This window comes from Anaerofustis stercorihominis (genome assembly GCF_005844425.1).
Classification (GTDB): Bacteria; Bacillota; Clostridia; order Eubacteriales; family Anaerofustaceae; genus Anaerofustis; species Anaerofustis butyriciformans.
In genome coordinates, this window is the sequence record NZ_SPHL01000013.1 from 1 (window position 1) to 20306 (window position 20306).

The 20306-nt window shown below is 28.9% G+C and carries 18 protein-coding genes and 1 pseudogene; 2 read left to right on the forward strand and 17 right to left on the reverse strand.

Annotated elements, in window-relative coordinates; genetic code table 11:
- Window positions 1-280: 280 nt before the first annotated feature.
- Window positions 281-2107, reverse strand: a complete 1827-nt coding sequence (locus tag FGQ49_RS05005; RefSeq protein ID WP_431731925.1) for a polysaccharide biosynthesis protein — start codon at window positions 2105-2107, stop codon at window positions 281-283.
- 200 nt (window positions 2108-2307) lie between these two features.
- Between FGQ49_RS05005 and FGQ49_RS05010 the strand changes: the two genes are divergently transcribed.
- A complete protein-coding gene (locus FGQ49_RS05010) occupies window positions 2308-4218 on the forward strand; it encodes an NAD(+) synthase (RefSeq protein WP_138268777.1) in 1911 nt (636 codons plus the stop codon).
- A gap of 27 nt (window positions 4219-4245) precedes the next feature.
- On the opposite strand, the gene thrB is transcribed toward FGQ49_RS05010, so the two are convergent.
- The 8 genes and pseudogenes from thrB to FGQ49_RS05045 all read right to left on the reverse strand — a co-directional run bounded on the left by thrB (window position 4246) and on the right by FGQ49_RS05045 (window position 11799).
- Window positions 4246-5115, reverse strand: a complete 870-nt coding sequence (gene thrB, locus FGQ49_RS05015) for a homoserine kinase (protein ID WP_138268778.1) — start codon at window positions 5113-5115, stop codon at window positions 4246-4248.
- The gene (gene thrC / locus FGQ49_RS05020) at window positions 5115-6605 is read right to left on the reverse strand and encodes a threonine synthase (RefSeq protein ID WP_138268779.1); all 1491 of its coding nucleotides are present in this window, start codon (window positions 6603-6605) and stop codon (window positions 5115-5117) included. Before thrC ends, thrB begins: the two co-directional genes overlap by 1 nt.
- A gap of 10 nt (window positions 6606-6615) precedes the next feature.
- Window positions 6616-7593 carry a PTS transporter subunit IIC gene (locus tag FGQ49_RS05025; RefSeq protein WP_243112218.1) on the reverse strand — a complete coding sequence of 326 codons (978 nt, stop codon included), beginning with the start codon at window positions 7591-7593 and terminating at the stop codon, window positions 6616-6618.
- A 12-nt stretch (window positions 7594-7605) separates the two neighbouring features.
- Window positions 7606-8535 (reverse strand): PSP1 domain-containing protein, encoded by a 930-nt coding sequence (locus FGQ49_RS05030; RefSeq protein WP_138268780.1) that lies wholly within the window; start codon window positions 8533-8535, stop codon window positions 7606-7608.
- Window positions 8535-9404 carry a hypothetical protein gene (locus FGQ49_RS05035; protein ID WP_138268781.1) on the reverse strand — a complete coding sequence of 290 codons (870 nt, stop codon included), beginning with the start codon at window positions 9402-9404 and terminating at the stop codon, window positions 8535-8537. Before FGQ49_RS05035 ends, FGQ49_RS05030 begins: the two co-directional genes overlap by 1 nt.
- Window positions 9405-9406: 2 nt before the next feature.
- Window positions 9407-9736, reverse strand: coding sequence for a cyclic-di-AMP receptor (locus FGQ49_RS10325; protein ID WP_171020594.1), 330 nt, complete (start codon window positions 9734-9736; stop codon window positions 9407-9409).
- Between the two features lie 24 nt (window positions 9737-9760).
- Window positions 9761-10423: pseudogene (locus tag FGQ49_RS05040) on the reverse strand (dTMP kinase); the annotation flags it as partial.
- Window positions 10423-11799 carry an aminotransferase class I/II-fold pyridoxal phosphate-dependent enzyme gene (locus tag FGQ49_RS05045; protein WP_138268783.1) on the reverse strand — a complete coding sequence of 459 codons (1377 nt, stop codon included), beginning with the start codon at window positions 11797-11799 and terminating at the stop codon, window positions 10423-10425. The pseudogene FGQ49_RS05040 and the gene FGQ49_RS05045, both read right to left, overlap by 1 nt.
- Window positions 11800-11956: 157 nt before the next feature.
- On the opposite strand from FGQ49_RS05045, the gene trxA reads away from it, so the two are divergent.
- Window positions 11957-12283: a thioredoxin gene (trxA, locus tag FGQ49_RS05050; RefSeq protein ID WP_138268784.1), complete on the forward strand. Its 327-nt coding sequence runs from the start codon at window positions 11957-11959 to the stop codon at window positions 12281-12283.
- A gap of 134 nt (window positions 12284-12417) precedes the next feature.
- Here the strand turns inward: trxA and FGQ49_RS05055 are convergent, their stop codons facing one another.
- From FGQ49_RS05055 to infB, 8 genes are all read right to left on the reverse strand, one after another.
- Window positions 12418-13146: an amino acid ABC transporter ATP-binding protein gene (locus FGQ49_RS05055; protein WP_138268785.1), complete on the reverse strand. Its 729-nt coding sequence runs from the start codon at window positions 13144-13146 to the stop codon at window positions 12418-12420.
- Window positions 13139-13807: an amino acid ABC transporter permease gene (locus tag FGQ49_RS10510; protein ID WP_207669791.1), complete on the reverse strand. Its 669-nt coding sequence runs from the start codon at window positions 13805-13807 to the stop codon at window positions 13139-13141. The genes FGQ49_RS05055 and FGQ49_RS10510 overlap by 8 nt, the downstream gene beginning before the upstream one ends.
- A 27-nt stretch (window positions 13808-13834) precedes the next feature.
- A complete protein-coding gene (locus FGQ49_RS10515; protein ID WP_207669792.1) occupies window positions 13835-14608 on the reverse strand; it encodes a transporter substrate-binding domain-containing protein in 774 nt (257 codons plus the stop codon).
- Window positions 14609-14756: 148 nt separating this feature from the next.
- The gene (locus FGQ49_RS05065; RefSeq protein WP_138268786.1) at window positions 14757-15671 is read right to left on the reverse strand and encodes a bifunctional riboflavin kinase/FAD synthetase; all 915 of its coding nucleotides are present in this window, start codon (window positions 15669-15671) and stop codon (window positions 14757-14759) included.
- A complete protein-coding gene (gene truB, locus FGQ49_RS05070; protein ID WP_138268787.1) occupies window positions 15671-16585 on the reverse strand; it encodes a tRNA pseudouridine(55) synthase TruB in 915 nt (304 codons plus the stop codon). Before truB ends, FGQ49_RS05065 begins: the two co-directional genes overlap by 1 nt.
- A gap of 1 nt (window position 16586) precedes the next feature.
- A complete protein-coding gene (locus FGQ49_RS05075; protein WP_171020590.1) occupies window positions 16587-17522 on the reverse strand; it encodes a DHH family phosphoesterase in 936 nt (311 codons plus the stop codon).
- Window position 17523: 1 nt separating this feature from the next.
- A complete protein-coding gene (gene rbfA, locus FGQ49_RS05080; protein ID WP_138268789.1) occupies window positions 17524-17880 on the reverse strand; it encodes a 30S ribosome-binding factor RbfA in 357 nt (118 codons plus the stop codon).
- Window positions 17881-17888: 8 nt separating this feature from the next.
- Window positions 17889-20300, reverse strand: a complete 2412-nt coding sequence (gene infB / locus FGQ49_RS05085) for a translation initiation factor IF-2 (protein ID WP_138268790.1) — start codon at window positions 20298-20300, stop codon at window positions 17889-17891.
- Between the last annotated feature and the right edge of the window lie 6 nt (window positions 20301-20306).

The window sequence follows — 20306 nt, forward strand, 5'->3', positions numbered from 1 at the left end:
AGAATAAAACAATACACAAAAAAAGCATAACAAATTAAAGCTTATACTAAAAGCATTGTCAAGCTCAGATAATAATGTATTTCTAAATACGAATACAATCATTGTAATGATTAGCATAATATTAAAAAATAAATTACTTTTTTTACTTATACTATCCACAGATTTTCTCCTTATTACTAAATACATATTATACACCTAAATATAATATTTTGACAAATTTTTAATCGTTTATTAATAAAAAGTATCTTAAAATGATAAAAATCACTTTAAGATACTTATATTAATCATTTTTTGCTTCATTATATGTAGGACAAAGTTTTTTTATTTCTTCCCTAATATTATCCGGATTTTTATATGCAGTATCAATAAGATTATCTAAATCAACAAAAAACTTGTCTATATCTATATCAATAGGTTTTGCAATATAAATCATATGATTTTTTGTTCCTGTAAGACCTTCTTCTTCCATAAGAATTTCTTCATACATTTTTTCTCCGGGTCTTAACCCAACAACTTCTATTTTTATGTCTTCATTTGGAACATAACCTTTTAATTTAATCAAGTTAACCGCCAAGTCATAAATTTTAACAGGTTTTCCCATATCAAGAACAAAGATTTCGCCGCCTTTTGCAAGAAGTCCTGCTTGAATTACAAGAGAAACAGCTTCTCTTACAGTCATGAAAAATCTTGTAACTTCTTTATGAGTTACGGTAACAGGTCCCCCTTCTTCTATTTGTTTTAAGAATAAAGGAATAACAGAGCCATTACTTCCAAGTACATTACCAAATCTTACAGCAACAAATTCTGTCTTAGAAATTTTATTATAGCTTTGTATAATTTTTTCACATATTCTCTTGGTAGCCCCCATAACGTTTGTAGGTCTTACAGCTTTATCTGTAGAAATTAATACAAATCTTTTAACTTCATATTTATCCGCAAGATTAACAAGATTTAAAGTTCCCTTACAGTTATTTTTTACAGCTTCGTTAGGAGAATATTCCATTAAAGGAACGTGCTTATGTGCAGCTGCATGATAAACAATTTGAGGATTATATTTTTTAAATATACACTCCATTCTATCATAATCTCTAATGGAAGCAATAAGCACACGTACATCAATCTCAGGATGTTTTCTTTTAAGTTCCATTTGAAGTTCATATGCCGTATTTTCATATATGTCAACAACAAGCAACTTATCAGGTTTATTTGCAGCAATTTGTCTGCAAAGTTCAGAACCGATAGTTCCTCCACCCCCTGTAACCATAACGGTTTTTCCGTCAATAAAAGTCCTAAGTTCTTTATTTTTTATATCTACAGCAGCTCTTCCAAGTAAGTCTTCATAATTAACTTCTCTGACCTTTTGAGTTAAAGATGTAGTAAGGCTTTTTGAAATTGCTGGTAATATTTTAAGTTTTACACTAGTTTGATTACATATAGTAATAATATCTCTTATTGTGTCAACAGATGCAGAAGGCATTGCTATAATTATTTCATCTATGTCATATTTGTTAATATTAAATAAAATATCATCTCTTCCGCCAACAATAGGGATATTATGTATATATTTCCCTTTTTTTTCCTCATTATCGTCTATTATACATACTACTTCATAGTGTTTCATACCGTTTCTGATTTCTTTAATAAGCAAAGAACCAGCAGAACCGGCACCTATAATCATAACATTTCTTTTTAATTCGCTTTTATTTTTTCTTATAATGATTCCTTTATAAATTCTTACAGATAAACGAGAAAGTGCAATTAATACAAAAAGAAAAGTAAAATCAAAGAAATAGTAACTTCTTGGCATCCCAACATCTAAGTAAACATGATAAATAATGTAAATAATTTCAATTACAACAGCAGATTTAAAAGCAGAAACGACTTCATCCATAGATGCATAAGTCCATACTCTGTTATACATTTTGAAAATAGCAAGAACAGCTATTGCAATTACAATATCAAGTGGTAAAAATCTTAGTGCAGGATATAAAAATCTTGAAGGTATTATAAATAAATCAAACCTTAATAAAAGTGACATTATCATACTGAATGACACTATTAAAATATCTATTAATAATAATATTATTAATCTTTTTTTCTTCGTCAATTTTTTTCTCCCCAAATAATAAAAAAATGATTGATTTTACATAATTAAACTTTGACATAAAGTATACTACGAACCCAATAAATTGTCAAACTTCGAGCTTTTTCTACAAATAAATATAATATGAAAAAACTATCTTATTTTCATTTTAAATATATTATGTTATAATTAATTGTTATTAATTATTTAAGAAGGTAAAAGAAATGAAAAATTATGGTTTTATAAAAGTTGCAACAGGAGTTCCAAAGGTAAAAGTTGCAAATCCCGAATACAACAAAGAACAAATAATTGAATTAATAAATAAAGCAAATGAAAAAAATGTAAAGATACTTATAACACCCGAGTTATCTATAAGTGCATATACATGTGCAGACTTATTTTTTCAAGATACGCTGTTAGATCAATGCGAAAAAGCTTTATTAGATATATTAAAATACACAAAGCAAATTGACATTGCAATTGTTGTTGGCATGCCTATTAGATATAAAAATGCTTTATATAACTGTGCTGTTATGATGCTTAGAGGTGAAATTTTAGGCGTAATACCTAAACAATATATTCCAATTCATAATGAATTTTATGAAAAAAGATGGTTTGCAAGTGGAAGAGATGTTTATGATGAAATAAAAATTGCAAATCAGACAGTTCCTTTTGGTCAAATGCTATTTAAACTAAGAAAAGACTTAACAGTAGGAATAGAAGTATGTGAAGACTTATGGGTTCCTATCCCTCCAAGCAGTAATCTTGCATTAAGCGGAGCAAATTTAATTTTAAATATATCTGCAAGCAATGAAGTTGTTTCAAAGGATGAATACAGAACAAGCTTAATAGTATCTCAAAGTGCGAAATGCTTATGCGGATATGTATATGTTTCCGCCGGTGTTCATGAATCAACTACAGATTTACTATTTGGCGGCAGCAGTGTAATTGCGGAAAATGGTATTTTATTAAATAAAGGCAAAAGATTTGAAAGAGAAAATGAACTTACTTATTCATATATAGATATGGGAAAACTAAATTTCCAAAGACGTCAAAATATGAGTTTTAATGATAATAAGAGAGAATATGATTTAGAATATGATGTTATTGAAAGACATTTTATTGATAATGAAATATCTGATTTTGATAGATATATTGATCCTCATCCATTCATTCCAAGCAATGAAGAACTTAGAATTGAAAGATGTAATGAAATATTCAGTATTCAATCTTCTGCCCTTGCAAAAAGACTTGAACATACAGGGCTTAAGAAATTAGTCGTTGGAATATCAGGGGGACTTGATTCTACATTGGCTTTACTTGTTGCAAGTGAAACAATGAAACTTTTAAAACTTCCAAGTGAAAATATAATTGGTATTACAATGCCCGGATTTGGAACAACTGATAGAACTTATACTAATGCACTTGATTTAATGAAATCCCTTAATGTAACTATAAAAGAAATAAGCATAAAAGAAGCTGCAACTCTTCATATGAAAGATATTGAACATGATATAAACATACATGACATAACATATGAAAATACACAAGCAAGAGAAAGAACACAAATTCTTATGGACATGGCAAACAAAAATGGTGCAATATTAGTTGGTACTGGAGATTTAAGCGAAATGGCACTTGGCTGGTGCACATATAACGGTGACCATATGAGTATGTACGGAGTAAACGCAAGCGTTCCAAAGACATTGGTTTCTCATTTGGTAAGAACAGTTGCTATGATAAGCGATAAAAAAACAAAAGAAATATTACTTGATATTTTAGATACACCAATAAGCCCTGAACTTTTACCACCAACAAAAGACGGAAAGATAGAACAAAAAACAGAAGATAACATTGGTCCTTATGAACTTCATGATTTCTTCTTATATAACTTCATAAGATGCGGTGCAAAGAAAAACAAACTTCATTTCCTTGCAAAACAAGCATTTAAAGAAAAATATTCAGATGAAGTAATAGAAAAATGGTTAAATAACTTTATGAGAAGATTTTTCATTTCTCAATTTAAACGTTCATGTACACCGGACGCTCCCAAAGTTGGTTCGGTAAGTTTAAGTCCAAGAGGAGATTTTAGAATGCCAAGTGATGCAGATTTTTCTTCTTGGTTGGAAGAATAAAAAAAGATGACATTTAGTCATCTTTTTTTAATATCTTACACCGTTAAAATCAATCTTTAAAGGATATAAATCATATTTATCTTTTAATTTTCTTAAATCAAATCTTAATTTTTTAAGATCAATGTTTCCTTCATAGACACCCATAATGGTAGGCCCTGCACCGGATAAATATGTTCCCACAAAACCATATTTTTTAGTTAAATTTACCACATCATCATATCCGTTTATTAAGTCTTTTCTATATGGTTCATGAATTTTATCTTGAAGTGCATCTTTAACAAATTCACTGTCCCCTCTTTCTAAACTAAGAGGAAGTAAAGATGCTCTTTGTATGTTAAATACAACATCTTCTCTCGAATATTTTTCCGGAAGAACATTTCTTGCTTTTTTTGTTGAAAGCTTAAAACGAGGAATAAACGCACATATCCTATATTTTTTATTTGCATTTATTTTATAATATTTAAACTCATCATCTTGTTTATAAGAAAGCGTAGTACCACCAAAAATACAAGGAGCTACATTATCGGGATGTCCTTCTATACTTGAGGCAATATTGAACACATCATCAATATCAACCTCTACATTAAGAACTTTATATGCCATTATTATTCCTGCTACAACACAAGTTGCGCTGCTTCCTAGTCCTCTAGTTGAAGGAACATCGCTAAAAACATCAACTTTTACAGGAACCGGTTCTTTATCTAAAAATCTACAAGCAGTAAGCATACTTGTTAAAATAAGATTGTTTGTATTGTTAATGTCTTCTACTCTTCCGTCAAATATGTATTTATCACTTTTTTCTACTTTAAAAGTATTGTATAAAGTTACTGCAAGTCCAAATGTATCAAATCCACAACATATATTGGCACTTGTAGCCGGAGCTTTTATTTCAAACATTATTTTCTACCTTCTATATATTTTATTATTGAATTTCTCATATCTTCTTTTGTAATAACTTCTTCTTCTCTTCTTTCGAAGTTTTCGATATTATCAACGGCTTTTGGGATTTTTACATTTGTTTTTTCGTTTAATTTATACATATACTCAACATCATCACTTGCATTAACTTCATCATCAAAAATTGAGTGATATACGTCTTTAGAGAATTTATAAGCTGACGCTGTAGATAATAATACAGAATATGTATCATCTTCTTTTGTATCTTTATATACTTTATATCCTGCAGCAGTATGAGTATCCATTAAGTAATCGTCGTTTTCATAAACGTATTTTATAGCTTCTCTTATTTCATCTTCACTTGCGTATCCTCCGATGAAATTGTCAGCATTATCCATATACTCTTTATCAACTGTATATTTTCCGTCCTCACTTAATTTAGTCATAAGTTCTTTTACTTTTTTATCATCTGAGTTATACATATGATATATTAATCTTTCAAGGTTTGAAGAAATTAAAATATCCATTGAAGGAGAAATTGTCTTTTTAAATTCTCTGTTTTTATCATAAACACCTGTTTTGAAGAAATCGAAAAGTACATTATTGTCATTTGAAGCACATATCAATTTATTTACAGGAAGACCTGTTAAATAAGCATAATATCCAGCTAAAATATTTCCAAAGTTACCTGTTGGAACTATAAAGTTTACTTTATCTCCTTCTTTAATTTTTCCTTGTTCTATTAATCTTACATAAGCATGATAATAATAAACAACTTGAGGAAGAAGTCTTCCTATATTAATTGAGTTTGCAGAAGAAAGTTTTACTCCGTATTTTTCAAGTTCCTTTGCAAATTCACTATCATTAAAAATTTCTTTTACACCATTTTGAGTATCATCAAAATTACCTTTTACTGCATAACTTTTTACATTCTTACCTTTTTGAGTAAGCATTTGAAGAAGTTGAAGTCTTGATACCCCTTTATATGGATAGTAAACTATAACATCAATACCATCTATATCATGAAATCCTTCTAAAGCAGCTTTACCTGTGTCCCCGCTTGTAGCTGTTAAAATAAGAACATCATCTTTATCATTTACATTTTCTTTTGCACAATTTAATAAAAGAGGTAAAATGGAAAGAGCGCAGTCTTTAAAAGCAATTGTATTTCCCGTAAATAATTCAAGAACAGAAAGTCCTTCTTCAACGTCAACAACGTTAAAAATATTTTCATTTTCAAAATTATCTAAACTGTAAGCCTTATCTACACAATAATCAATTTGTTCCTTTGAAAAATCTAAAAAAGCACCTAAAATTGTTTTTGCTATGTAATTGTAAGATTTACCTATAAAATCTTTATAATCAAATTTTACTTCATCTAAAAATTCAGGAACAAATAAACCACCATCATCACTAAGACCTTTTATTATAGCTTTTGAGGGTGTAAGCTTATTGTTTTTGTCTCTTGTACTGTTAAATAATTTTTCCATACCAATTCTCCTATTTTAAATCTAATTTTAAATCACCTGGTTTGATGATATTTTTCTTTCTAAATATTTCACTTATTACAAGGGTTATAAAAGCCGGAAGAACAAAATGCATTAAAATCATCATTGCAATAACACCGGTTGAACTTCCCATAGCTTCAATCATACCAAACTGACCTACAAGTCCGCTTGTTCCCATTCCCGCACCATATGCTGTATTTGTCATTTTAAATACAACAGTAGACACAGGCCCTAGAATTGCACTTGTAATTATAGGCGGTAAGAAAAGCACAGGCTTTTTCATGATGTTGCCTATTTGGAGCATACTTGTCCCAAGTCCTTGTGAAATAAGACCTTCAATTTTATTTTCTCTAAAACTCATTACCGCAAAACCAACCATTTGACAAGCACATCCCACACACGCTGCACCTGCAGCAAGTCCGGATAAATTAAGCATTATACCAAGAGCTGCGGAAGATATTGGAAGTGTTAAAATAATCCCCATAATTACACTTACCAAAATTCCCATTACAAAAGGTTCTTGTTCACAGGCTTTCATTATTATATCACCTAAGAATGCCATAAAATCCTGCATTATAGGTCCTACATAATATCCAACTATACCTGCCGCCAATACTGTAACAATCGGAGTTACGATTATATCTATGCTTGTCCTTTTTGAAATAAGCATACCTACCACGGAACCACTTATCCCACAAAGAAGAGCACTTATAGGGTCTCCTCCTATTAACCCTGCACCACCACATGCAAATATTACAAGAGGATCAGCCTTAAGTCCGTATGAAACACTGACTGCTATAACAGGTGCTGTCATTGTTTTTAAAGCCGGATACAATGTATCAGTTAAAAAACTTATATTAAACACAACACCTATTTGATTTAATATACTTCCTATAATTAAAGTAGAAAACAGTCCAAGTGCCATACTTGATAATGTGTCAATAAAATATTTTTTAAAAAAATCTTTCAAAGGTCTTTTCTCCTAATCTTCTCTTTCAAGTGCTTTTAATTCTTCATCCAAATGTTCTTCTATTTCATCATGTTTTGAATGGTTAGGACAATTTTTATTGTCACATTCTTTATTGTTACAATGTTTTTTCTTTCTCTTTAAAACTTTTACTTCATCGTTTTTATATTCTTTAAAAGCAATATCTCCATCATTTTCAAATTTAACAAGTAAAGTTTCTTTTAATACGTTTAGTCTTTCTATTGTACCAACACCATCTTCGGTTTTAACTTTATCAGAAACTCTTGGTAGTCTTGAAAGAGCATCTTCATAGCAATTATGCTCATATTGAAGACAACAAAGAAGTCTTCCGCATATTCCCGAAATTTTTGAAGGATTAAGAGATAAACCTTGTTCTTTTGCCATTTTTATTGAAACAGGTTGGAATTCTCCAAGCCATTTATTACAACAAAGTTCACAACCACAAGGTCCAAGCCCTCCAAGTATTTTGGATTCGTCTCTTACACCTATTTGTCTAAGTTCAATTCTAATTCTAAATATAGCAGCTAAATTTTTTACAAGTTCTCTAAAATCAATTCTGCCGTCTGCTGTAAAATAAAAAATTACCTTTTGAGCATTAAATGTATATTCTGCTCTTATTAGCTTCATATCAAGACCTTGTTTAGCTATTTCTTTTTTACAAATTTCCAAAGCTTTTTCAGCTTTAACAAGATTTTCTTCGTGAATTTTTGTATCTTTTGCTGTTGCTTTTCTTATTACCGGTTTTATAGGTTTTGTTACTTCTTCATCTTCAACATATTTAACCTTACCGGCAACAGTCCCATATTCGAGACCTCTTGCTGTTTCAACAATAACATTATCCTGTAATTTTAAATAAATATTTTCAGGATCAAAATAATATATCTTACCTGCGGGTTTAAATCTTACCCCCACTACTTTTTGCATTAAATATCCTCCTCAATATACATAAATAAACTTAAAAATGCCAATGAGGCATTAACATTATAATTAATCATTAAGTTTATGTTTAACATTTTATCAATGATTTTTTTTAATTTGTGTTTTGTAACAAGTTTATTTACTTCTTTAACATAATTTTTATAATTATTTTTATCTTCATTAAAAGTAATATCCAAGTTGCTTTCCTTATATATTAACACATCTGATAAAAATTTCATTATAAAAACTGCATAATTTTCAACTTTATTTCTATCCTTTACAAGTTTTTTGCTAATATTTACATTATTTAAGTTATTTCCTTTAAATATAGAAAGTAAATTTTCAAGCAAATATGTTTTTTCTTCATCAGAAAGAGTAGCATTTTCATTACTGTCATTTACCTTTATTTCTATACACCTTGAAAGAATAGTTGGTAAAATCATTTCTTTTTTTGAAGAAGATAATATTATAATTGTATCTTTTACAGGCTCTTCCAATGTTTTTAAAAATGCATTAGCGGCTTCAACAGTCATAGCATCAGCACAATGAACAACAAAAATATTATATTTGTATTCACTGCTTGAAAGAGAAACTTTATACTGCATCTGTCTTATCTGCTTTATTTTTATGCTTGCACCGTCTTTATAAATATGAGTAATATCTATATTATTATTTGTATTTATTTTTAAGCACTCATCGCATTCATCACAATAATACCTACTGTTTTTACAATACAATGTTTTTAAAAATTCTAATATAGTATTATCTAAAATTTCTTCTTTTGCACCATAAAACAAATAGGCGTGAGCCATAGTATCATTATTTATATGATTTAACAAAATATCTTTTTCGGTTTTTAATAAATTACCAAACATAATTAATATTTTTCAAATCTGGCAACATCTAAGATAAATACAGTTGCCCCTCCAACTTCAACGCTTGCAGAATAAGTAGTAAGAGGACTTTCCATAAATGAAGCATCAACAGGAGTAGAAACAACCTGTTCTCTTTTTTTACATATTTTTTTCATTATTTCAAGAGCTCTTTCAACCTTTTCATCTTCTGTTCCTATCATCAATGTAACATTTTTTAGTTTTAGAAATCCGCCCATTGTACTTAGTTTAGTTACTTGGTAACCTTCATCTGTAAGCGCATCCGATAAAATAAATGCATCTTCATTTTGAACAATCGCTATTATTAATTTCATTGTATTACCTCCTAAATTATTTTTAATTCTTTTGTATAAATCATTATTAATTTCTTCAATACTTTTTAATTTATTATCCTCTACACATTCAATTCTTTCAAAACCGTAATTTTTTATAAGAAAATTTACATTTTCATAAGCAGACATTAAATATTCAAAATTACTTTCGTGAATATCTTTTTCATGCTCATTTGTAAATTTATTATCTCTGTCTTTTATAAGTTTTTGAGAAACTTTAGGGTCAATATCCAAGAAAAATATTTTATCAGGAGTAGGAATTTTAAACATATTATATTCATAATCCAACAGCCAATTTAAAAATTCTTCTCTTTTCTTTATATCTTTTATTTTACAACCTTGATGAAGCATATTTGAAGTTACATATCTGTCTGCAATAATTATTCCACCATTATTATAAAATTCTTCATAATCCTTTTTATATGTTGCATATCTATCAACGGCATAAAATGTAGAAGCAACCTTTGGGTCTATATCTTCTGCATTACTTCCAAAATCACCGTTCAAATACATTTTCACCAAAGCTGAAGAATCACTTTCATAATTGGGATAACTTGCCCTTAAAACATTGTATCCTTCTTCTTTTAGTCTTTTAACTAAAAGTTCACTTTGTGTTTGCTTTCCACTTCCATCAAGCCCTTCTATTACAAATAGTTTTCCCTTAGCCATTATTTCTCCTTAATAACATTTATAAATTCATTTTCTATTCCTAGAATCGTTTGTTTATCTTTTATTTCTTTTATATAATCTATTATTTCCTTATTAATTATTTCCCCTGGAGTAAGTATAGGATATCCTGGAGGATAAGGAACTATAAAATCATAGCTTACACTTCCTAAACTATCATCTATTTCTACTCTTTTCTTTTCAAAAGATAAAGTTTTTCTCATAGAATATTTTATTATAGGTTCACTATGTTTAAAAATAATATCCCGTTTTTTGCTTACATTAGTTTTATATTTTTTATTGATATCTTTTAATGCACTAATTAAACTATCAATATCACTTTTTTTACTAAGCAGTCCAAGATATACCAAAACATATTTTTCTGTTGAACATTCTGTAAATATATCATAATTATTCTCCAGTATTTCTGATAATGAATAACCATCAAAACCAGTATTATCAACACCTATACATAATTTTGTATAATCATGAATATCACTATTAAATTCTTCCAAATAAAAATTTGTATTTTCTTCTATCTCTTTTTTTGCACCAGTATACCATTCTTTTATTTGACTTAATATACTTTCTCCTTTTTCTTCTGCAAAGGATACCGCTTCTTCTACACTTTGCAAAAACAAAAATGAAGGAGATGTTGAAGTTGTCATCTTGAAAAATAATTTCAACCTTTGAATATCAATTATATCACTGTTTATATGTAAAAGTGAAGTTTGAGTTAATCCAGATAGTGTCTTATGCATAGATGTAATTACAATATCACTCTGTGCGGTAAGTGCTGAAGCAGGATATTCCTTACTAAAAGAAAAGTGCGCTCCATGAGCCTCATCTACAATTATTATAATTTCTCTATTTATTTCTTTTATTCTTCTACATAAACTTTTTATATCAATTGAATATCCAAAATAACTTGGATATGTTATAAATACTGCTTTTATATCTTTATTTTTATTTAATGCAGATATATATTCTTCTTCACTTATTCCAATATCATTATTCTTTGGATAAATATAAATAGGATTAGCATCACTTAAATATAAACCATAATATGATGAAATATGACTATTTCTTGGAATCAATATTTTATCATTTTCTTTTAAGGAATATAAAATGGAACTTATAATCCCTCCTGTGCTTCCATTTACTAAAATAAAAGAATATTTTGTATTAAAAATATCAGATATTTTATTTTGTAAATTTAGAATAACATCATTGGGGGATAATAAATTATCATTAAATGAAAGTTCTGTTAAATCTTTTAAATAAAAATCATTTATTCTTCCTTTATGTCCCGGCATATGAAGTCTTACGGGATTTTTATGTATATATGTTCTTATTCTTTCATTAAGTTCTTTTTTCATACAAGCCTTTTCTTTTGATATATTTTAAATTATTATATCATAAAATAAAATGATAAATTTAATTATTAATATTTTATTTCAATAAAATATATAAATATTAATAATAAGGTGATATAATATCATAAAATGTAAATAATGAATATAAAGGAGGTCTATTATGGCTAATCAAAATATCGTGACAATAACAAATGAAAATTTTGAAACTGAAGTTTTAAATAGTGATAAACCTGTTATGGTTGATTTTTGGGCAACTTGGTGCGGTCCATGCAGAGGGCTTGCTCCAACAATAGATGAAATTGCTGAAGAATATTCTAATAAAATTAAAGTATGTAAACTTGATGTTGATACAAATCAAGAACTTGCAATTCAGTTTAGAGTAATGAGCATTCCTACAGTTATTTTCTTTAAAGGCGGAGAACAAGTAGCAAGAGAAGTAGGAGCTTATCCAAAAGAAAAATATGTTGAAATAATCAATTCATTATAAAAAAAGCACCACAAGGTGCTTTTTTTTTATAATATTTTATATTTTATTATTTTATATAAATTTTATTACAAATTAATAATTAATATATTTTTTCAAAATACTAAAAAAAGAAGAAGGATATCTCCTTCTTTTTTTTATAAAACTTTGTTTAAAAAGTCTTTAGTTCTTTGATTTTGAGGATTTCCGATTACTTCTGAAGGTGGTCCTTGTTCGATAATAATACCTTCATCCATAAATATAACCCTATCCGCTACTTCTCTGGCAAAACCTATTTCGTGAGTAACAATCACCATTGTCATCCCTTGAGCAGCAAGTTCTTTCATAACACTTAAAACTTCCCCAACCATTTCTGGGTCAAGGGCAGAAGTAGGTTCATCAAACATCATTATGTCAGGCTCCATTGCAAGCGCTCTTGCTATAGCAACTCTTTGTTGTTGTCCACCTGAAAGTTTCTTAGGATATACGTCTGCTTTTTCAGCAAGTCCTACTCTTTCAAGAAGTTCCAAAGCTTTTTTTTCTGCTTCTTCAGGTGTTTTTAATTTTAAATCTACCGGAGCAAGCATAATATTTTTTTTAACAGTTAAATGAGGGAAAAGATTAAATTGTTGGAATACCATTCCAATATTTTCTCTCATTTTATTAATATCGTTTTTCTTATCTGTTATCAACTTACCGTCAATTTCGATTTCACCTTTAGTTGGAACTTCCAAAAGATTTAAACATCTTAAAAAAGTACTTTTACCTGAGCCGGAAGGACCGATTATGCAAACAACTTCGCCTTCTTTTATTTCAAGATCTATTCCTTTTAAAACTTCTAACTTTTTAAAATATTTATGTAGATCTGTTACTTTTAATTTACTCATTGGTTACTCTCCTTTCAATGTAATTAGAAATCATAGAAAGTATAGTAATCGCTACCAAATACATTATACCTACTATAGTCCATGTAGCAAATGAATTCATTGTTCTTCCGATATAAATATTGGCTTGATATACTACCTCGCCTAAACTAATAACAGAAATAATAGATGTATCCTTTAGAGTAATAATAAACTGATTTACAAGAGAAGGAATACATATTTTAATAGCTTGAGGTAATATTACCTTTATCATAGCTCTGCTTTTAGGTAAGCCCAAACTTCTAGCTGCTTCCATTTGACCTTTATCAACAGCTTGAATACCTCCTCTAAAAATTTCAGACATATATGCACCGGCATTTAAAGAAAGAGTTATTAAACCGGCTGCATAAGCAGTAAGTCTAAAATCCATACCAAAAGATTGTATTAACTGAGGAATACTAAAGTATACAAAGAAACATTGTACCAAAAGCGGTGTTCCTCTTATAATCCATAAATAAAATTTAGATATAGCTTTAAAAGGTTTAAAACTTGATAACCCCATAATACAAGAGATAAGCCCTAAGAAAAACGCTATTATTAATGATATTATTGTTATTTGTATTGTCATTGCAAACCCTTCAAAAAGTAATGGGGCTGCTTCAGTAAAAACCTCTATTAAATTCATTAAATCACTCCAACTATTTTTTTATTTCTATTTATCTGCAATATATTTATCTAATATTTTTTGATATTCTCCACTATCTTTAATATTTTTTAAACCTGTATTGAACATTTCAATTAGTTCTGAATTTTTACCTTTTAATACAGCAAAACCATAAGAAGAACCTTTTTCCATGTCTGTTACCATTTTTAATCCGTTACCTTGAGAGATACCATAACCCATTACAGGATAATCTTCAAAACAAGCTACAGTATTTCCAGTTTTAACATCTTCGTACATTTTTGGAGAATCTTTAAAGTAAGAAATTTCGAAACCATATTTATCTTTTATAGATTCAGCAAAAGTAGCACCTTCTGTACCTGTTTTACAAGCTACTGTTTCACCTTTTAAATCTTCATAGCTTTTGATTGTTGTGTTATCAGCTTTAACAGCCATAACTACACCAGAATCATAATATGGTTCAGAGAAATCATATTTTTCTTTTCTTTCATCTGTTATACTCATACCTGCAATTACTGCGTCAGCTTGATTTGATTCTAAAGCTGCAACAGCTGCATCAAAACCTAAAGATTGAAGTTCATAATTAAAACCTTGATCTTTTGCTATTGCATCAAGTAACTCAACATCAATACCAGTGAAATTATTGTTTTCATCTGTAAATTCAAATGGTGCAAATGTTGTATCTGTAGCAATTATATAAGTTTTTTCTCCGTTTGCAGAATCATCTTTAGATCCACAAGCTGTAAATCCTATAAGCATTCCTACAACTAATAAACATGCTAATAATTTTTTTCCTTTTTTCATTTTCTTCCTCCTTTAATCTAAAATGATAAAATACTAGTTCTATTATAACTTATTACGTTAAAAATACCAAATACTTTTATAAAATAAAGCTAATTTTTTTAATTTTTAAATTAAATAAATTATATTTACTTTATTTAATTAAACAAATTTAATAATTAAGTTTATTTTTTACGTAATTTTTACCAAACTGTATACTTTTTTGAATAGTCGTTTTTAATTCTTCAATTGAATCAAAAGCTCTTTCTTCTCTTTCAAATTCTAAAAATTCTACTTTGATTTTTTTGCCATAAATATCTCTATCGAAATCAAATATGTTTGTTTCTACTCTTGGGGTTTCTCTAAATGTAGGATTTACACCTACATTACTTATTCCATAAAAGACTTCGTTATCTATTGTAACTCTACTTACATAAACACCTCTTTTGGGCATAACTTTTAATTCATCTGGAAAAATATTTGCAGTCGGTATTCCTATCTGTCTTCCAAGATGTTTACCTTCACAAACTATACCTTCCACCATATAAGGTCTGCCTAAAAATTTATTGGCTTTTTGTATATTACCGTCTTTTATATAATTTCTTATTGCAGTAGAACAAACTCTTTCATTGTCAATCTTAAATTCATCTACGACTTTAATTTCAAATCCTTTTTCCTTTGAAAGCTTTTTAAGTAATTCACTATTTCCGCTTCCGTTTTTTCCAAAGTGATAATTAAAACCAACTTTCATTTTTTGCATATTAACATTATCTAAAACAAGATTTACAAATTCTGTATCTTTTAAATTCATAAAATCATAGTCAAAAGATATAATAAATAAATAATCAATTCCCATATTAGCCAAATACTCTATTTTTTCATCCATAGTCATAAGTCTTTTAGGAGATTGTTGTTTATTTATTAAATCCATTGGGTGTTTGTCAAATGTAACAACGCAGTTTTTTAAACTTTTGTCTTCTTCTTCTATAATTTTCTCATGTCCCAAGTGTATTCCATCAAAATAACCAAAGGCCATAGATAATTTTTCTTTTTTATCAGCTTCACCAAACGAATGAAATATTTTCATTATTTTTGTTCCCCGTATAAAATCTTAATTGGTCTTATTAATATATTTTCTTCTTCGACTCTTTTGCCTACACCGATAAACTTATCATCCAAATATAACCTTACCAATGAATTCTCTTTTATTTCACTGACATTTGTTAAAATATTTTTTTTGATCAAAGCATTACCGTTTAATATGATTTTACTGCTTTTTGGATTAATATCTACTCTCTCTAAATCCTTTAAAAACAAATCATCATCTTGCAAAACATCTTTTAATCGACCGCTAACTACTTTTTCTTCAAGTTCACTTAATGTAACACTGTTTTCTATATTTAGCGCTCCGTTCTTTGTTCTTATAAGACCGCTCATAACAGCTCTTGTTCCAAGTTCTTTGCCTATATCGCTTATTAAGCTTCTTATGTAAGTCCCTTTTGAACAGGAAACTTTTATGGTAGCATATCTTGGCAAATCGTTATCAATAACTTCAATATCATTTATATAAACTTCTCTTGAAGGAATTTCAACTTCTTTTCCTTCCAACGCATATTTATATAACGGTTTACCTTTTACTTTTATGGCAGAATATATTGGAGGAGTCTGAGTAATATTGCCTTTAAATTTATTAATTGCAAAAATAAACTCATCCAATGAAAAATCAGGAAGAGAAAATTCTCTTGTAGCCGTCCATATATCATAACTGTCACTTTCTTTTCCAAATTCTATATTTGCAATATATTCTTTTTCAAACGCAGTAATATAACTGGAAAGTTTTGTGCTTCTACCTACAAGAACTCCCATTACTCCTGTTGCCATAGGATCCAGTGTACCGCTATGTCCGATTTTTTTTTCACCAAGAATCTTTCTTACCTTAAAACAAACATCATGGCTTGTCATATTTTGCTCTTTGTTAATGCAAATTACACCGTTTATCAAATTAAACCTCTAAATCAATATCTTTAAGTATTGTTAAAATTTCGTTTTTATCTCCTTCAAAAGTAAATCCGGCAGCTTTAACATGTCCTCCACCGCCAAATTCTTTTGCTATTTCAGCAGCATTAACATTTCCACCACCGCTTCTTAAAGAAACTTTAAAAGAGTTTTCATCTGCTCTTTTTACAAGTGCAGCAAGTTTACATCCTTTAATATATCTAATAGCATCAATTAGTCCATCAGTATCAGTATTTTCATTTATACTTTCATCATCAAGCACCATAACCAAAATTTGATTATTGTTAAAAGCATAAATACTTTCTAAAGATTTTTTTCTTATAATCAAACTTTTTAAATCTTTAAGTTTAACCATTTCATTAATCTTACCTTGATCAACACCAAGTTTTAAAAGTTTACTTCCAATAATATGAGTTGTAGGAGTAGTGTTTGAATAAGAGAAATTACCTGTATCAGTCGATATTGCTACATATATAAGACTTGCAATATCTAAAGGCAATGTCCCAAGTATTTTAGAGCTTATTGCAAAAACAAGCTCTCCGGTTGCAGCGGCTTTTTCACTTACAACATTTATATCTCCATATTTTGCATTTGTTACATGATGATCTATTACTATTGTTTTATTGCATAAGTTTCTTAAATCATTTCCGAATAAATAATCTTCACTACTTGAATCCATTGAAAGACAAACATCATAGTTTGCTTTTAAATCATCTAATTTTGCAACTTCCTCTTCCAAAATCATATCTTCTAAATTTACAGGAATAGGTGTTTGAACATATAAATCAACATCTTTACCTATAAGTTTAAGTGTCTTTTTCATTGCAAGTGATGATCCTAGAGCATCACCGTCAGGATTTTTGTGAGTAAGTATTAAAAATGTATTGTTATTTTCAAGAATTTCTATAAATCTATCTATCATTTTATTCATCCTCTTCAAGATTTAAACCTGCTAAAACTTCGTCTATATGCATCGCATAATCCAAAGAATCATCAAGTTCAAAAATAAGTTCAGGAGTATTTTTTGTTTGTAAAACTTTTGATATAGACTTTCTTAAAAAGCCCTTAGCTTTATCAAGCACTCCAATAATTTCTTCTTTCTTATTATTTTCTCCCATTATACTTACATATACTTTTGCATATTTTAAATCGGGAGTTGCTTTTACTCTTGTTACACTTATTATTGCTTCTTTTAATCTTGGGTCTTGAAGTTCAAGCTCGATTAAAAGCGATAATTCGTTTTTAATCAGCTCGTTTACTCTTTCTATTCTATATCCCATAAGGTTTTTTACTCTCTTTCGATTTCTTCCATTTTGAATGTTTCAAAAACATCTCCAACTTTAATATCATTAAAGTTTTCAACACCAATACCACATTCATATCCTGATTGTACTTCTCTTACATCATCTTTAAATCTCTTAAGAGAAGCTATTTCACTTTCAAATATAACTACACCGTCTCTTATTATTCTTATCTTGTCATTTCTGTTAATAACACCTTCAGTAACATAAGAACCGGCTACCAAACCAATATTTGGAACCTTAAAGGTTTCTCTTACTTCAGCCATACCAACAATAACTTCCTTAAATTCAGGATCAAGTAAGCCTTTAAGCGCTTTTTCGATTTCTTCCATTACATGATAAATTACATTGTAACTTCTTATTTCTACTTCTTCTTTTGCAGCTGCTGTCTTTGCATTTGCTTCAGGTCTTACGTTAAATGCGATAATAAGAGCATTTGAAGCAGCGGCTAATGTAACGTCACTTTCTGTAATAGCACCTACACCACCGTGAATTACGCTTACTTTAACACCATCTTCATTATCATTTAATTTTTCAAGAGATTGTGTTAATGCTTCTAATGAACCTTTTACATCGGCCTTAACAATAAGTTTTAATTCCTTAAGTTCGCCTTCGCTTATTTGATTGAATAAATCATCTAAGCTTACAGGTCCGCTCTTCTTAAGCGCATTTTCTCTCATTATAGCTTTTCTTCTTTCGGCAAATTTTCTTCCTTCTCTTTCATTTTCAGCAACAAAGAATTTTTCACCGGCATTAGGAACTTCATTAAATCCTAAAATTTCAATAGCTGTAGATGGTCCTGCAACTTTTATTTTATTACCTTTATCATCCATCATAGCTCTTACTTTACCGTATACATCGTTACATACAACTGTATCACCGTCATTTAAGATACCTGACTTAACAAGAAGTGTTGCAACAGTACCTTTTTGTTTATCAAGTCTAGCTTCAATAACAGTACCTACGGCAGGTTTGCTTGGATGAGCTTTTAGTTCTTCCACTTCTGCTACAAGAAGTATCATTTCAAGTAAATCTTCGATACCTTGTCTTTTCTTTGCAGAAATTTTAACGCAAATTGTATCCCCACCCCAATCTTCACTTACAAGTCCATACTCAGTAAGTTCTTGCATTACTCTATCAGGGTTTGCACCAGGTTTATCTATTTTATTTATTGCAACAATAATAGGTACCCCTGCATCTTTGGCATGGTTTATAGCTTCAACTGTTTGAGGCATAACCCCGTCATCAGCAGCTACTACAAGTACTGCTATATCTGTAACAGATGCACCTCTTGAACGCATAGCTGTAAAAGCTTCATGTCCAGGAGTATCAATAAATGTGATTTTTTCATTATTGATTGTAATTGTATAAGCACCAATATGTTGTGTAATACCACCGGCTTCACCTGCAATTACGTTTGTATGTCTTATTGCGTCAAGTAAAGATGTTTTACCATGGTCAACATGTCCCATTACTGTAATAATAGGTGGTCTTTTTACAAGTTCATCTTCATTTTCATAGTGAGAATCAAATAAATCATCAATTGCTTTATTTTCATCTTCAAGATTACATGTTATTTCAAACTCTTCACAAACAATAGAAGCAGTATCAAAATCAATTGATTGATTCAAGTTTGCCATTACTCCATAGCCCATTAAGATTTTTATAACTTCTGTTGGAGCTTTGTTTATTTTAGCAGCAAGTTCACTTACAGTAATTCCATCCGGAATTGTGATTTCGCTAACCAAAGAATTTTCTAATTGTTTTTCTTCTCTTTCTTGTTTGTTTTTCTTTTTATATTTTGATTTAGAAACCTTAGATTTCTTTGAATTATCAATAAATTTAGGAACTACTTCTTTTTTATCTTTTTTATTTTTCTTATTTTTCTTTGAACCGTAGCTTTTTTCATTCTTTTGATTTCTATTATCATTTTTTTTGTTTTTAAATTTTTCACCTTTTACAACATTATCATTTTTATCATCATTACTGTCATAATCATAATGTTTGTTACTTTTCTTAGGCTTGTTTTTATTATTCTTCTTTTCTTCATTATATATTACAACAACTTCAGGTTCTTTTTCTCCCTTATTGTCAGATTTAACAAAACGAGTATTTTTATTGTTTTTCTTATTATCCTTTTGTTTTTTATCAATAGGATTTTTTCTTTCTTCTTTTTTATTTGTCTTTTCATCTTCGTTTTGTTCTTGTGTTTTATCAACAGGTTTATTTCCTTTATTTTTTAAATAATCCTCTTTATTAAAATTATTTCTAAAATATTTTTCTTGTTGTGCGCTTACGGCACTCATATGATTTTTTACGGGAATACCCATATTTTTCATTATTTCAGCAAACTCTTTACTTGGAAAGCCATATTCTTTAGCCATATCGTAAACTCTCATACTAAA